The following is a 15,483-nucleotide window of genomic DNA, read 5'->3' as shown; positions in this document are numbered from 1 at the left end:
TCGCTGCATTCGACGTTCTCAGGTTATAGGCATGAACCGCGTGTCGACATAAAGGAGCAGTGCAAATGGAGGCAGTAGCGTTGCCGGCAATCGCGCCGGCGCAAACCGCGCTGGTCGTCATGCATTACCAGACCGACATTCTCGGGCTTTTTCCATCGGTCGCGCCGGCCTTGCTCGCCAATACGCGCAAACTGTGCGACGCGGCGCGGGCCAAAGGCGTCGGCGTCTATTTCGCGAACCTCCGGTTCAGTCCGGGCTATCCGGAAGTCAGCCCGTTGAACAGGAACGGGCAGGGGATCAAGCAGCTGGGTCTCTTCATCGACGACCGGACCGCGCCGGAATTAGGCCAGCAGGCGAATGAACCGCTCATCACCGCGCATCGCGCCAGCGTGTTCTTCGGCACCGATCTTGAAGTACGACTCTCCGCGCGAGGCGTCGATTCGCTGATCATGGTCGGCATTGCGTCGACCGGCGTCGTGCTGTCGTCGGTCGCGTATGCGAGCGACGCGGATTTCCGCCTGTATACGGTCAAGGATTGCTGTTACGACCCGGATCAGGTCGTACATGAACATCTGTTCTCCACCGCATTCGATTCGCGCACGACGGTGCTGTCGCTCGCGGATGCGTTGCGGATGCTGGCCTAGGACGCATTGCGCAGGAATACCACGTACCCGCGAAACCACGGATTCGCCGCGAGGTAGGGCGGCGCATCCCACTCGCCGCCTTCGATCACGCCGATGCGGAACGGCAGCTGCAGCCGGGCGACGCGGGGGAGATAGGCGGCGTAGGTGGGGATCGTGCTGCGCCCCTGATAGGTCTGCACGACCACTTCGTCGACGATTCCCCTGAGCTGGTTGACCTGGTCGGCATCGATGCGGCTGCTCCAGTCGAGGAGCCCCGTGATGCTCAACCGGCAATCGGCGGGCAGGGTCTCGCGCAGGGTCCGCAGAAACGCGAGGTAGTCCTGAAGATGGCGCGTGCGCGCATCGAAGTCGATCTGGATGCCCGCGATCTTGCGCCCCGACGCACGCCAGCGCGCGAGCTGGGCCAGCATGATCTGCGTGACGCGCGGCGTCCAGCGCAGCGTATGCGCACGATAGACGAGCCAGATGCGCGCATTCGGCGCGGGCGGCAGCGCGACGCCCTGGGCAATGAAGCGCACTTGCGCATCGTCCCGGGGCGACGCTTCGATCTGGCCTTGCAGTACGTAGACGGTGCGTGCATCGCGCACGACGGCTTGCGGCTTCACACCCGCCCATAGCCAGAACGCATCGTACTGCGCGGGATCGACCGTGCCGGCCAGCGCGATGCGCGCACAGAGCAGCAACGCGGTGCACAAGATGCGCTTCACGCCGGGTTCACCAGTAGTACTTGAGCGTCTGCGCCCACGGGCTGCCCGGATAGGCTGACTTCAGCGTATTGAACCAGCGCTTGCGGGTGGTCTTCGGAACGTCCTTGCCGCCGCAATCGTTGGAGCCCGACGGCGCATAGCATTTGATCGCCCGATAGAGCGCGTAGGCCCGGTCGTTGGGGTTCGCCTGCGCATCGTCCATCACCGCCACGTAGCTCGGCATCCGCTCGTACCGCTTGCCCTTGAACAGTGACGGCGCGCTCCCGAGCGTCGGCGGCACGCGCGCGGCACTGCCAGGCGCGGGGCTGGCAGCCCACGACGGCGTCGAATATTCGTCGAGACCCGCAGCGGGCGGATGGCGGCGCACGAAATCGGCGAGGCAGTTCAGGCCTTTCGCATCGGCGGGATTCTGTTGCAGCGCCGCCGCGACGTCGCGCGCGGACGGGCATACGTAGCCGTCCTCGTTCCTGGCGCCGGGCAGGGTGAACGGCTTCAACGCGTCGGCGGGCGCGTCGGGCACCAGTGCGACGTCCGCGACGAAGTCGGCGTAGTGCCCGCGCGTGAACTCCTTGTACAGCAGCGTATAAAGCGCGATGTCGCGCAGTGCGGCGCTGGTCGACTTGTTCTGTGCCTGTGCGCGCAGCAGGTCCGCATTGGCTGCGCGTTGCAGCAGGATTGCACGGATGGCGGCGTTCTGGACGGGTGAATCGTCGGCGAATGCGTCGTCGACGAGGCCGGCCTGCTCGAGGTTGATCGCGAGCGCGAGCTCCAGCGCTTCGCGTTGGAAGGGGCGTTTCGCGAGCGGGATCAGATCGCGCCAGAGCTGCCGTGCCTTGTCGGTCTGGCCGCCGTCCTCCAGCGCGAAGGCGCGCAGCGTCTGCTGGCTCAGGCCGAAGTAGTCGAGCGACGCGCCGGGCGTCTGCGGCAACAAGGCGAGCGCCGCGTCCGGCTTATGCCCGACGTAGACGTACCAGGTGGCAAGCAGAAAATCGTAGAGCGCGGGCATAGCGGCGAATCTCGGCTTCTGCGCCTGCAATTCGCCCAGTGCCAGCGGCTTGTCGCGGCTCGAGTCGCCGCTGTTCGACGTGCGCATGCGCATCAGGTCGACGGTCGCCAGCATGGCGGGCGACTGGACCTGGCGCGCGTCGAATCCCGATGCGAACAGCAGCTTGTTGTCGAGTTCATTCGCCAGTTGCATGAGCGGCACGTTCGACGCCGTGGGCGACCAGCGCGCGAACGCCTTGTCGTAGAGATCGGCTTGCTGCGCGACGTTCCCGCCGAGCCATGCGACGCGCCGCAACAGACCCGACGCGGAGGCCGCATAGCGCCCTTGCGGATAAATCCGCAGGTACGTGTGAAAGACCGTATTCGCGGCGTCGAGCGAGACCTTCGTCACGCGTTCGCGTGACGGCGTGGGGCTGTCGTTGTCGAAGGCATTGGCCTGCGCGGCGTTCAACTGCGCGCGCCCGGCCATATAGAGCCCGGTTTCCTTCAGCCACGGGTTGGCGCCGCGCGATGCGCCGGCGAACGCCCTGGTCGCGGCGAGGAAGTCGAAGCGGTAGAACGCGTTCGTGCCGTCGAGGTAGGCCGCGAACTGCTGCCCGATCGGCGATTTGACCGAGGGCTTCGTCCACGCGGCACTGGCGCCGCCTGCGGAGCAGGTCTTTTGGGCGATTTCGACGCGCGCGGCGTGCAGGCGCGCGGCTTCGTCAGCGGGGAGGTCCTTGGCGGCGTTCAGTGCGTCGTTGAACGCGTCGACGCCGGCATTCATGCTGCGGCAGATGCTGCCTTCGCCATCGGCGTATCGATTCGACGGGGCGGCGGCGTCCGACGCGTTGCCAGCCGTGTCGGGCTGCTTCTGGCCGATGTCGATCCATCCGGAGAAGTCGTACGAGAACGGCACGATGATCCGGTTTACCCGGTCTGCCGGCGGGATGGTCTTCGGGTCCGGGAAGAGCTGCGCGACCTTGCCGCTGTCGACCATCAGCAGCATCGCGTTGATGCGCGTGTCGTTGGCAGGGGTCAGGATTGGCATGCCTCCGCAGGAATAGGTGTTCTGCCGGAGCGTGACGGGCGAATAGCAACTATCGTCCGAGCTGGCGTGGGCATGGGAGACGCAAAGCAGGCTCGCCGTCAGCGAGGCGATCAGGTTTCGGTGCAGCAACGTGGTTTTCGGCATTGTTCTTGTGCTGGGGTGGAGTCAGGCGGATTCGAGGATTTCGGCCATGGGCTCGAAGCCGCTTGTGCTGGGCTTGCTTGCTCGGGGGAGCAAGGCCAAAGGGGTTGATTTTATTGAATGTGGATTGTGGGTAGCAAGCGCGCAGGCCGCGTGGTTGTTGGCGAGCTTGCGTGGGTGGCAGCGCGCGGCCGCGCAGGTTCTTTCTCAGGGCGCTTCGAGGGCAGGTGAAGGCCGCCGTCGCGTCGCAACAATCGCTTCAGCAAGTCGCCATGCGCGTCCGGGAACGCGAATATGTTGCGATCGGGCGTGTTTTCGCGCATGCCGTGCGGTAGCGAATGACCGAGTTGTACTGGCGCCGACGTCCTCGGCGCTTCAATTGGGGAGTTCAATGTGCTGATGGTGACGTCGACGGGCAATTTCGGTGGCTGTGGCAGACATCTTCCATTCGGTCGCGGACCGAAGATTGACCGGGGCGAATGTTCGGCGCAACCGCCGCGATCGTCGCTGAGAACGACCGCTTTCTGTGACCGGGGCAGCCCACTATCGACCCACTGCCGCCGGTCGGCAGATTTTTACGGACGTCGTCGATGCAGCGCGTAGCTTGAAGTATGTCGCTAATGGGTCGGACGATTCCTTCCATTGCAGCGGAGTCAAATCGATCCGTCCGCTGTCGCGCCCGAGGCTGTATCGGTTGCCTCTACCTGTGCACCGCTTACCTCGCCCAAGTTTACGGGAATGTGGTCGAGAAAGTTTCCCGTTCCATTGCTCGTAAGCGTTTTCTGTCCGGTTTGGTGCGTCGTGGGTCCGCTTCCGCTAAAGATGTCGTAACTGAGTCGGACGGTCCCGCCAGAAGTGAACCCGTTGCCGGTAACCTCTATGAATCGTCCTTCATCGGCCACTGGACGAAGCGTAATAGTTGGACGCAGTCGTGGGACAATCGGGGCCGGTCCGTTCCATCCACCGGCACCATTTACCCAGGCAACATGCAGGATCCCGTTGCCATCAACGGCAAACACGTCCGTCTGATCCGAAATCCCGAACTGGTTCGATGCTGCGACGGCGGCGCCGGGAGGGAAGAGGCCCGGCGGACTGATCGGAGCCGGTCCGTTCCATCCGCCGGCGCCATTGACCCAGGCAACGTGCAGGGTCCCGTTGCCGTCAACGGCAAACACGTCCGTCTGATCCGAAAGCCCGAACTGGTTCGATGCTGCAACGACCGCACCGGGAGGGAAAAGGCCCGCTGGACTGATCGGAGCCGGTCCGTTCCATCCGCCGGCGCCATTGACCCAGGCAACGTGCAAGGCCCCATTGCTGCCCACGACAAACACGTCCGTCTGATCCGAAAGCCCGAACTGGTTCGACGCTGAAACGGCGGCGCCGGGAGGGAAAAGGCCCGGCGGACTGATCGGAGCCGGTCCGTTCCATCCGCCGGCGCCATTGACCCAGGCAACGTGCAAGGCCCCGTTGCTGCCCACGACAAACACGTCCGTCTGATCCGAAAGCCCGAACTGGTTCGACGCTGAAACGGCGGCGCCGGGAGGGAAAAGGCCCGGCGGACTGATCGAAGCCGGGCCGTTCCATCCGCCGGCGCCATTGACCCAGGCAACCTGCAAGGCCCCATTGCTGCCCACGCCAAACACGTCGGTCTGATTCGAAATCCCGAACTGGTTCGACGCTGCGATGGCGGCGCCGGGAGGGAATAGGCCCGGCGGACTGATCGGAGCCGGCCCGTTCCATCCGCCAGCGCCATTGACCCAGGCAACGTGCAAGGCCCCATTTCTGTCCACGCCAAACACGTCGGTCTGATCCGAAAGTCCGAACTGATTCGACGCTGCGACGGCGGCGCCGAGAGGGAAAAGGCCCGGCGGACTGATCGGAACTGGCCCGTTCCACCTTCCGGCACCGTTTACCCAGGCGACCTGCAGGGCGCCCTCTCTATCAACGAGAAATACGTCGGTCTGATCCGAAATGCCGAATTGATTTGAGGCAGCCAATTTGACCATTTTTTTCCCCGTCCTGTTCGATGACGTATAGGGTTTTGCGTTTCGTACCTGAAACGCCCGCGCCTATACTTTCGTTCAGATTGAGTACGTCCGGCACTCCCATTTGGGAGGGAAATCGTCCTCAGACCGGTGGCAAACATGACGCGCGTCGAAACAATCCATCAAGCGATCCGGCATGTCTATGAAGCGGCGCTTGCACCCGACGGCTGGTCACACGCGGGTATCTCTGTCACCGAGGCGACTGGGGCGCGCAAGGCAATTTTCCTGGGAGTGTCGGCGGCGACGGTACCTGGGTCGGCAATCACGACCGGCTTTGATGCCGAGTACGCGCGGCGCATGCAACGGAAATTCGAAACGCAACCACCGAACTGGGTGAAGGCGATTCCGGTCGGTATGCCGCTGCGCCAGACTTCGTTTATCTCGGATGGGGCGTTCCGGCGATCGGAATTCTATTGCGACGCAGTGCGACCGACGGGTGGATTTTATGGAATGCTCGCGCCGCTTGTTCCCGATCGAGGTGTTTATTTTGTAGTGGGCAGAGATCTCGGGATGGCCGATTTCAGCGACGACGATGTCGAGGCCGCCCGATTGATCGTGCCGCATCTGACGACGGCGCTGCAGGTACAGAATCGTCTCGCCGCGGCGGATCTCAGGACAAAAGAGGCATACGAAGTTATTTCGAGCCTGGAGTGTGGCGTGATTCTCCTCGACGCGAGGATGCGCCCGATTTTCGCCAATGGTCGCGCCGAAGCATTGGCACACTGCGGCGACGGACTTCTGCTCAAACGCAACGAAGTGTCTGCGTCGTCGCCCGCCGACGCCCAGAGCCTGCGCGACGCCATTGCAACGGCGGTCCGCTTGAACGCCGGCGGCCGGGATGCCAGCGAAGCCGTCGCGCGACCCTGGGCGCCGTTGAAATGCTATGTGTCGCGCCGTTCGCCCCATCTTCCACTGGTCATTCGTGTGGTGCCGGTCTCTGCGTCGGAAATACCGAACGGAATAAGTACGGCCACACGGGTGATTCTGTTCGTCATGGAACCGGCCAAGCTGCCGGAGATTGATCCGAGCTTCCTCGTCGCGACGTTTGACCTCACGCGACGCGAGGCGATGCTTGCGGCGCTGCTCGTACGCGGCCCGGACCTCGCCGAGGCGGCGTCGCAATTGGGCATAGGCCTGGGAACCGCGCGCGGTTATCTGAAGCAGATCCTGGCGAAGACGGACACGCACCGGCAGGCGGAACTTGTATCGCTGCTTCTTCGCGCGGGCATGCCAATCGTGCGTTGATGAGGCGACGCAGCCCCTTCGCCTCGTCACGGGAGGTCCGGTGCCGACCGACTCGCCGGCTCGCTGAATGTGTCGCGTCGACCATTTGAATCCGCAACCCGAAACGGTCATTCAGGCGCCCAAAGGCGCCTGCTCCCATGCAATGCCTGCCGGCGGATTTCTGCGTCTAAACGTTGATCACACCGCGTCCGAGTTCGATCACACGACCGCCAACGCCGATCTCGCCATTCGCGCTAACCGACAGCCGCAGCAGACAAGGCCGGCCAACGGCTTCACCTTGCTCGACCTGAAAGACGGCGGGCAAATGCTGGTTGTTGGCAAGCAACCAGCCGCCGAGATTCGCACAGGCCGAGCCGGTACCCGGGTCCTCCGAGATGCCACCTCCCGCCTTCGCAAAGAAATAGCGTGAGACCACCTTCCCGGGGCGGCCGGAGTCAAACGCGAACACATATGCCGTCTTGCGGCCGAGACTGCTTTTCGGCCACATATCGAGCCATGCGCTATCGGCCCGGGTGCGGCGCACGGTGTCGGCGTCCTTGACTGCGACCAGCAGTTGATCCGCGCCTGTGTCGATCCACATGGGTGACGCGAGCAAATCGCCCTCCGTCAGTCCCAGCAGCGCTGCGGCTTCTGTATCAGGCAGTTCGCAAGCGGCTGTTTTCGGCATGCCCGCGTGCGGCGCGGCGAATGTCCACACGTCGTGATCTGCATGGACGGCTACAACCCCGGCTTTGAATTCAAGTTCGATATCGTTGCCGGCATCCAACATGTCTCGTACGACGTGCGCCGTACCGAGCGTGGGATGGCCTGCAAAGGACATTTCGTAGCCGGGTGTGAAGATGCGTACCCGCGCATGTGCACGGTCCGACGGCAAAACGAATGTCGTTTCGGACAGGTTGAACTGTACGGCCAGCGCCTGCATCGTCGCTTCATCAAGGCCGCGCGCATCTTCGAACACACATAGGGGATTGCCGCCGAACGTAGACTCGGCAAATACATTCAGCAGGCGGAAGACATACGTTGTCATTCGACTCTCATGTTGGTATGGCGATCACCGTACTTCAAGGAAGCGGTGACAGGCTGGTCGCGTCGGAGGGAAACATCCATACAGCAGTCAGCCCCCCAGCTTCTTCCTCAGGAAAATCCGCGAATGCCCAACGGGATAATCCGGCAATTCGCCGAAGCAGACATACCCGAGCCTTTCATAAAACGGCCGCGCCTGAAATTCGTGCGTATCGAGCCATGCGCTGTGGCACCCGCGCGCCATCGCCTCCTGTTCGGCCAGTTGCATGAGCCGTGTGCCCACGCCCCGACCGCGCGCGCTTTCCGGCACGACGAGCAACTGGGTGAACAGCCAGCCATAACCCGTGGCTCCCCACATCCCGCCGACAATCTTGTCTTCCGCATCGCTCAGCACGACGACCAGCGGGCGATAGTGGCTGGGGCCGGCCTGGGCTTCGTTGAACCGAACCAGCGGCTCGACGATCTGCTTGCGAATGTTTTCGTCCGCGTGGTCCGTCAGTGTGTACGTGTAGGTCATCGAGGGCAACATTCCGGATAGGGCATAGCATCATAGATCACCCGCCCCAACGCCCGCCTGCTCGCGCTGCGCGAACACCTCGCGCAGCGCATCGCCGATGAAGGTCAGCAACAGCAACGTCACCACCAGCACGCCGATCGCCGTCGCCGAAATCCACCACGCGTCCAGATGCGCCTTCCCTTCGGCGAGCAGTTCGCCGAGGCTCGGCGCGGGCGGCGGCACGCCCATCCCGAGAAAATCCAGGCTCGTGAGCGCGACGATCGCGGCGCTCATCCGGAACGGCAGATAGGTGATCACGGGCGTGAGGCTGTTCGGCAGGATGTGCCGCCGCATGATCTGCCAGTCGGACAGCCCGAGCGTGCGCGCGGCGCGCACGTAGTCGAGCGAGCGCTGCCGCAGGAACTCGCCGCGCACGTAGTCGGACAGCGTGATCCAGCCGAACGCGGCGAGCAGCGCGAACAGCAGCGGCAGGCTCGGCTCGAAAATCGACGACAGGATGATCAGCAGATAGAGGTCGGGCAGCGCATTCCAGATCTCGATCAGGCGTTGCCCGACCAGATCGACGCGCCCCGCGTGATAGCCGAGCACCGCGCCCGCGAGCACGCCGACGAGCGCGCCCGACAGCGTGAGCGCGGCGGCGAACAGGATCGAGCTGCGAAAGCCGTACAGCGCGCGGGCGAACACGTCGCGGCCGAGTGCGTCGGTGCCGAGCCAGTTCTCGGCGGAGGGCGGCGCAGGAAACGGCCGCGCGGCATGATAGGCGACCGTGTCGTAGCGATAGTGGTCCGGCGCATAGAGCGCGAAGTTGCCGGGCCGCGCGAACTGGTCGCGGATGAACGGGTCGAGGTAGTCGGCCTCGGTCGGCAGCGCGCCGCCGAATTGCCGGTCGGCATACGCGTGCAGCGCCGGGAAGAGCCAGCGCCCGTCGTAGCGGGCGACGAGCGGCCGGTCGTTGGCGAGGCAGTCGGCAAGGAGACTCGCGGCGAACAGGATCGCGAAGACGACGAGGCTCGCGAAGCCAACATTGTGACGGCGAAAGCGCCGCAGGATGCCGGCGGGCGGGCAAGGCTGCGGGAGCGCGATCGCGCCCGCAACGTCCGGGTGAGCAGGGGAAACGGCTGTCATCGAAGTGGACGGTTTCATCGTGCTTGGCCGCCAAAGTGAATGCGCGGATCGATCAGCGCATACATGAGATCGCCGGCCAGCTTCGCGAGCAGGCTCACGGCGGTGAAGACGAACAGCGAGCCGAGCACGACCGGATAATCCCGGCCGACGATCGCGTCGTACGAGAGCCGCCCGACGCCGTCGAGCGAGAAGAGCGTTTCGATCAGCACGCTGCCGCCGACGAAGGCGGCCACGAACGCAGCCGGAAAACCGGTGGCGATCGGAATCAGCGCGTTGCGCAGCACGTGTCGCCACACCACGCTGCGGCGGGACGCGCCCTTCGCACGCGCGGTCAGCACGTACTGTCGCGCAAGCTCGTCGAGAAACGCGTTGCGCGTCAGCATGACGACCACCGCAAGGCTGCTCGCGACCGATGCCGTCACCGGCAGCACGAGGTGCCACATGCGGTCGAGCATGCGCTCGACGAACGGCATCTGGTCGTAGCCGTCCGACGCGAGGCCGCCGAGCGGAAACAGGTGCAGGAACCGGTCGCCACTGAGGAGCATCAGCAGCAGCACGCCGAGCACGAAGCCGGGAATCGCGTAGCCCGCGAGCAGCGCGGCGCTCGTCGCGAGATCGAAAGCTGAGCCGCGGCGCAGCGCCTTGGCGATGCCGAGCGGCACCGAGATCAGGTACGTGAGCGCGAGCGTCGCGCTGCCGAGCGCGATCGTGACGGGCAGCTTGCTGCAGATGAGCGCCCACACGGAACGGTGCTGAAAGAACGACTGGCCGAGGTCGAGCCGCGCGTAGCGCGACAGCATCCGCACGTAGCGCGTGAGCGGCGGCGCGTCGAAGCCGAACTCATGGCGGATCGCGGCGATCTGCGCCGGATCGACGCCTTCGTCGCCGTGATAGCCGCCATCGCCGTTGCCGCCGCCCTCGCCATGCGGCGACGCGTGTTGCAGCCGTGCCATCACCTGCTCGACGGGGCCGCCGGGCACGAACTGCATGACGACGAAGGTGACGGTCAGCACGCCGAGCAGCGTGGGGATCATCAGGAACAGCCGGCGGCCGATGTACGCGATCATCGTGCATTCTCCTCGTGCGCCGCCGGGCCGGCGGCATCGGGGCCGGCATGCCACCAGCCGATCACCCAGTCGGCCCAGCGATATTGGCGGGGCGTGCGCGCGGGCGGCGCAATGCGCCGGTTCCACGCGATCCGAGCATGCGTGATGTGCCACTCGGGCACCATCACGTGCTCGCCCAGCAGCACGCGGTCCAGCGCGCGCGCCGCCGCGGTCAGCTCGCGTTTGCCGCGCGCGTGCTGCACGGCCGCGACCAGCGCGTCCACGGCCGGCGACGCGACGCCCGCGTAGTTCTCCGACCCGGGAGTGCGCGCCGCGCGGCTGCCGAAGCGCCGTTCGAGCTCCGCGCCCGGCAGGCTGGCCGCGCGGTAGCCGACCGTGGTCATGTCGAAGTCGAAGCGCTTGAGCCGTTCGTTGACGACGGTCTGGTCCATGATGCGCAGCCGTGCGTCGATGCCCAGCAGGCGCAGGTTGCGCACGACGATCAGCAGGATGCGTTCCATGCCGGAGCCGTCGTCGAGCAATTCGAGCGTGAACGGCGCGCCGCCGGCGTCGCGCAGCACGCCGTCGCGATACCGCCAGCCGGCGTCGGCGAGCAGCGCCTCGGCGGCCGCGAGGTTGCGGCGCAGGCCGTCCGGGCCCGACGTATCGGGCGGCGGCGGCAGCGGGCCGAACACGCTGGCCGGCACCGTGTCGCGCAACGGCTCGAGCAGTGCGCGCTCGTCCGCGCCGGGCGCGCCGGTCGCCGCGAATTCGCTGTCGTCGAAATAGCTGCGGGTGCGCGTGTACTGGCCGTAGAACATGTTGCGGTTGATCCACGCGTAGTCGAGCGCCAGGCCGATCGCTTCGCGCACGCGCCGGTCGCGGAACTTCGCGCGACGCAGGTTGAAGACGAGGCCCTGCATGTCGCTGATGCCGTGCTCGGGGAATTCGCGCTTGAAGAGCGTGCGGTTCGCGAACGCGGGGCCGGCATAGCTGCGCGTCCATTGCCCGGCGCTGCCTTCGAACATCGCGTCGATCTCGCCGGCGCGAAACGCCTGCAACGGCGCATACGGATCGCTGTAGAGCCGGAAGCGCACCGTCGAGAAATTGAACATGCCGCGCCGCACGGGCAAGTCCGCGCCCCAGTAGCGCGGGTCGCGCCGGTAGACGATGTCGCGGTTGCTCGCGTGCGACGCGATCCGGTACGGGCCGCTCGCGACCGGCGGCACCGTCGCGAGCTGATCGAAGGTCAGCGTCGCGCCGCCGGGTGCGCGCGCCCAGTTGCGCGAGAACACGTAGAGATCGCCGGCGGCGAGGGCCGCGCGGCGGCCGGGCGTGCGGAATTCGAAACGCACCGTCCGCGCATCGACGACGATCGCCGCGCGGATCGGCGCATAGCGGCTGCTGTAGACGGGCGACGCGGCCGGGCTCGTGAGACGTTCGAACGAATCGCGCACGTCGTCGGCGGTGACGGACGTGCCGTCGGAGAAGCGCGCCGCCGGGTTCAGGTGGAAGGTGGCGGAGCGACCATCCGGCGCGAGCGCGACGCGATCGGCGAGCAGCGGGTATTGCGTGTCGACGTCGTCGAGGCTGCGCTGCATCAGCGTTTCGAACATCAGGTTCAGCAGGTCGGGCGCCGGGTTGCCGCGCAGCAGGAACGGATTGAGCGAATCGTAGGTGGAGAACGCGTCGTAGTTCGCGAGCGTGAGCGTGCCGTCGCGCGGCGGCTCGGCGTCGGCCCACGGCAAGCGCGCGAACGCCGGGCCGGGCGGCACGTCGTCGAAGGCGGACAGCACGGTTTGCCAGTGCGGTGCAGCGTCGACGGGCGCACCGGCGGCCGCACGCGCGACAGGCACGCCCGTGGTCGCGGTCGCGGCACACAGCGCCGCGACCGCCGCGGCGCGACGCAGCGCGCTCACAGATCGAACCTCGCGTTCAGCGCGACCGTGCGCGGCGTGCCGACGAAGAGGTAGCCGGACTGCAGGAAGCCCCAGTAGCGGCGATTGAACAGATTGTCGACTTCGGCACGCAACGTGACGCCGTGACCGCCGACCGTCGTCCGGTAGCTGACGCCGGCATTGAACAGCGTGTAGCTCGGCAACGTGTACTGGTTGAAGCTGTCGGCCATCATCGCGCCGAAATAGTGCGCCTCGGCGCTGGCCGTCACGCCGGGCAGGCCCGGAATCCGGTCGCTGACCTGCAGCACGCCCTGCCAGCGCGGAATGCCTTCGATGCGCTTGCCGACGAGATCGGCTTCGGTCTCGGTATAGGTGCCCGCGGTCCACGACGCGCCCGCCGTGACCCGCAAGCCGGCCGGCAGGTCCACGCGCGCGTTCAGCTCGAGACCCTGGATGCGTTCGGAGCCGTTCGACACGTAGACGTTCTGCGCGTTGCCGTATTCGGCGCCGCGTTCGATCCGGAACAGCGCGGCTGATGCGCCGACCTTCGCGCCGTCGAATTTCACGCCGACTTCGTACTGCTTGCTTTTCATCGGGTTGAGCACTTCGTTCGCGTTCACGTAGGTCTGGCCGACGGTGCCGCCGTCTTCGAGCGCTTCCACGTAGCTCGCGTAGAACAGCAGGTCGCTGCGCGGACGGAACATCAGCGCGAGCGTGGGCGTGATCGGCGTGTACGTATAGGTCGCGCTCGCGGCGCCCGGCCTGGTTCGCGACGACTGGTGGTAGTTCGTGTAGCGGATGCCGGCGAGGAGCGACCAATACTTGAGGAAGCTGAGCGTGTCGCTCGCGAACACCGATTTCTGCTGCGAACTGAAGTTGTCGTACTGCAGGCCGTAGTCGTAGGTGCCGTTCCACGTATGCGTCGTGATCGGCCCATACAGGTTGTTCGAGCCGATGTCCGTATACAGCGACTTCGGCACGGTCTTCTTGCCGAGCCATTGCTCGGCGACGCCGGCCACGACCTGATGGGCGATCGGGCCGGTGGAGAACCTGCCCTCGACCGTCGCCTGCACCTGGTCGTAGATCGACGAGCCGCGCGCGCGGTTGAGGAACGTATCGAAGTCGCCCTGCGGATTGAGCAGGCCGAGCCACTGGCCCGAGTAGCTGCGTTCGTCCTTGCTGTGGCTGTAGTCGACGCTGGCCTTCCAGGCCGGATCGATCTGCCAGTGCAGGCCGGTGCCGAGGAAATAGACGTTTGAGTTGAACCACGTATCGTCGTAGGCCGACAGGTTGGTGCGGCCGCTCGGCGCGCGCGGCAGGCTCGCGCCCTTGTACGCGTCGAGCGTGAGATCCTGGATGCCGCCCGCGACCTTGCGCGACTGGTAGATGCCGTCGAAGGTCCACGTGAGCGCGTTCGTGAGCCGCGCGTCGAGCGACAGCGATTCGGAGTTGCGCAGCACCGACGAGCCGCTGTAGGTGCCGCCCTGCTCGTGCGTGATGTTGAAGCGGTAGCCGAGCCGGCGGTCGGGGCCGAAGCGCCCGCCGGTGTCGATGTGCTCGCTGAACACGCCGTCCGAGCTGTAGCCGGCGTCGGCGCTGAACGTGAAGGTATCGGTCGGCTTCTTCGTGACGAAGTTGATGATGCCGCCCGGCGCGCCGAAGCCGTACATGAAGCCGGACGCGCCCTTGAGGAGCTGGATCGACTCGAACGACTCGACCGGCAGCTCCACCGTCGTCATGTAGAACGGCAGGCCGTTGATCTTGTAGCCGTTGTAGTCGTCGAGCGCGATGCCGCGCACGTTGATCGAATACGCGTTGAACGAATAGGTGTCGCCCAGCGACAGGACGGCTGCGTCTTCCGCAAAGACCTTGCCGAGCGCCTTGACCTGGCGGTCCTCGAGTTCCTGCTGCTTCACGACGCGCGTGGAAAACGGCGTTTCGAGGTCGGAGCGCGTGCCGAGCGCGCCGCTCGACACGTGCGGCGCATGCTGGCGCTTGCCGTTGACGGTCACGGTCGCGAGGCTGTGGACCTTGCCGTCGGCGGGCTCGTGGACCTTCGCGGGCGGCTTCGGCGCGGCGGGCGTCGTGGTCGGGGCGTCGTCGGCGGCGTGCGCGACGGACAGGGCAAGCGTTCCCGTGCCCAGCAGCAGGGCGGAAAGCATGCGCATGCGGAATGCTCTTGTCTTCATCGATAGGAATGCGATATTTCAGGTGGATTCCGGCACGCCGGGAACGGGTGGCAATCAGCCGTGGAAGAAACTCATGCGGGATCGGCGCCCGGCTGGTCGAGGAACGCGCCGAGCATGTCGACGAAATGCTCGAACGCGCGATCGGGAATCGCCTGGTCGCGCACGAACAGCTCCTGGAAACACAGCCCGCGGATGAAGCACGCGATCACGTAGCGCGTGAGCTCGGGCGAGCGCGACGCGTCGATGCGGGTGCGCGGCAGGTGGTTGCTCGCATCGTCGCCCACCGGATGTGTGAGCAGTGCGGCGTTGAAGCGTTCGCGCAGGTCGCGGTCGTTGCGCAGCGCCCAGTAGAACTCCTGGGTCATCGAAAACGTCTCCTTCATCTGCGCACGCCACGCCGCCACTTCGGCGCGCACGCTGGCCGCCGGCTGGAGGCGCGCCTCCAGCGTCACGAGCTTGCCTTCGAGCCACGCCATGTACGACGCGACCAGCAACTCGTTCTTGTGCGGAAAGTGGTGCAGCAGCGCGCCGCGCGACAGGCCGGCGCGCTTGCAGATCTCGGTGATGGACGTCTGCGCGATGCCGATTTCCATCAGGCAATCGAGCGTGGCGCTGATCAGCGCGAAGCGAGCGGACGCGCTGCGCTCGTGCTGCGAGCGTCGCACGCGCGGCGGCGTGGTCGATACGGCATTCGTCATGGTCTGGCGTGCGGCGCGCCCCGTCGGGTTGCGCTGAACAGGGAAAGGGCAAGGAAACAGTACGAGCGGTATGTTATTGAGCGGCGCCGGGGGTGTCCAAGAACATCCTGTCACATGCTTATCTGCGTGACGGACGGCGCTGTACGGTTTTCGTCGAGGCCCGGGCGGGC

11 protein-coding genes and 1 pseudogene are annotated in these 15,483 nt (G+C 65.7%); 2 read left to right on the top strand and 10 right to left on the bottom strand.

Features of this window, described 5'->3' with window-relative positions:
- Positions 1-65: 65 nt before the first annotated feature.
- Positions 66-644 (top strand): isochorismatase family cysteine hydrolase, encoded by a 579-nt coding sequence (locus KY49_RS16755; RefSeq protein WP_060131045.1) that lies wholly within the window; start codon positions 66-68, stop codon positions 642-644.
- On the opposite strand, the gene KY49_RS16750 is transcribed toward KY49_RS16755, so the two are convergent.
- From KY49_RS16750 to KY49_RS35770, 3 genes and pseudogenes are all read right to left on the bottom strand, one after another.
- Entirely contained in the window at positions 641-1,351 is a 711-nt protein-coding gene (locus KY49_RS16750; protein ID WP_042585708.1) for a DUF3142 domain-containing protein, read from the bottom strand. The genes KY49_RS16755 and KY49_RS16750 overlap by 4 nt on opposite strands.
- 7 nt (positions 1,352-1,358) lie before the next feature.
- Positions 1,359-3,530, bottom strand: a complete 2,172-nt coding sequence (locus KY49_RS16745) for a hypothetical protein (protein WP_042585707.1) — start codon at positions 3,528-3,530, stop codon at positions 1,359-1,361.
- A 932-nt stretch (positions 3,531-4,462) separates the two neighbouring features.
- Positions 4,463-5,533 (bottom strand): annotated as a pseudogene (locus KY49_RS35770) (hypothetical protein); the annotation flags it as partial.
- Between the two features lie 138 nt (positions 5,534-5,671).
- Here KY49_RS35770 and KY49_RS16740 point away from each other — a divergent pair.
- On the top strand, positions 5,672-6,817 hold the full coding sequence (locus tag KY49_RS16740; protein WP_042585706.1) for a helix-turn-helix transcriptional regulator: 1,146 nt from the start codon (positions 5,672-5,674) through the stop codon (positions 6,815-6,817).
- 166 nt (positions 6,818-6,983) lie between these two features.
- On the opposite strand, the gene KY49_RS16735 is transcribed toward KY49_RS16740, so the two are convergent.
- The 7 genes from KY49_RS16735 to KY49_RS16705 all read right to left on the bottom strand — a co-directional run bounded on the left by KY49_RS16735 (position 6,984) and on the right by KY49_RS16705 (position 15,313).
- Positions 6,984-7,844 (bottom strand): PhzF family phenazine biosynthesis protein, encoded by an 861-nt coding sequence (locus KY49_RS16735; protein WP_042585705.1) that lies wholly within the window; start codon positions 7,842-7,844, stop codon positions 6,984-6,986.
- A gap of 87 nt (positions 7,845-7,931) precedes the next feature.
- Entirely contained in the window at positions 7,932-8,357 is a 426-nt protein-coding gene (locus tag KY49_RS16730) for a GNAT family N-acetyltransferase (protein ID WP_042585704.1), read from the bottom strand.
- Positions 8,358-8,387: 30 nt separating this feature from the next.
- Positions 8,388-9,500, bottom strand: a complete 1,113-nt coding sequence (locus tag KY49_RS16725) for an ABC transporter permease (RefSeq protein ID WP_231636445.1) — start codon at positions 9,498-9,500, stop codon at positions 8,388-8,390.
- A complete protein-coding gene (locus KY49_RS16720) occupies positions 9,497-10,549 on the bottom strand; it encodes an ABC transporter permease subunit (RefSeq protein WP_042585703.1) in 1,053 nt (350 codons plus the stop codon). The genes KY49_RS16725 and KY49_RS16720 overlap by 4 nt, the downstream gene beginning before the upstream one ends.
- Positions 10,546-12,447 (bottom strand): extracellular solute-binding protein, encoded by a 1,902-nt coding sequence (locus KY49_RS16715; protein ID WP_042585702.1) that lies wholly within the window; start codon positions 12,445-12,447, stop codon positions 10,546-10,548. The genes KY49_RS16720 and KY49_RS16715 overlap by 4 nt, the downstream gene beginning before the upstream one ends.
- On the bottom strand, positions 12,444-14,594 hold the full coding sequence (locus tag KY49_RS16710) for a TonB-dependent siderophore receptor (RefSeq protein ID WP_231636444.1): 2,151 nt from the start codon (positions 14,592-14,594) through the stop codon (positions 12,444-12,446). The genes KY49_RS16715 and KY49_RS16710 overlap by 4 nt, the downstream gene beginning before the upstream one ends.
- 92 nt (positions 14,595-14,686) lie before the next feature.
- The gene (locus KY49_RS16705) at positions 14,687-15,313 is read right to left on the bottom strand and encodes a TetR/AcrR family transcriptional regulator (protein WP_042585700.1); all 627 of its coding nucleotides are present in this window, start codon (positions 15,311-15,313) and stop codon (positions 14,687-14,689) included.
- Positions 15,314-15,483 lie beyond the last annotated feature (170 nt).

The organism is Burkholderia sp. MSHR3999, assembly GCF_000833595.1.
Taxonomy (GTDB): domain Bacteria; phylum Pseudomonadota; class Gammaproteobacteria; order Burkholderiales; family Burkholderiaceae; genus Burkholderia; species Burkholderia ubonensis.
This window is presented reverse-complemented; position numbering and strand designations above follow the sequence as displayed.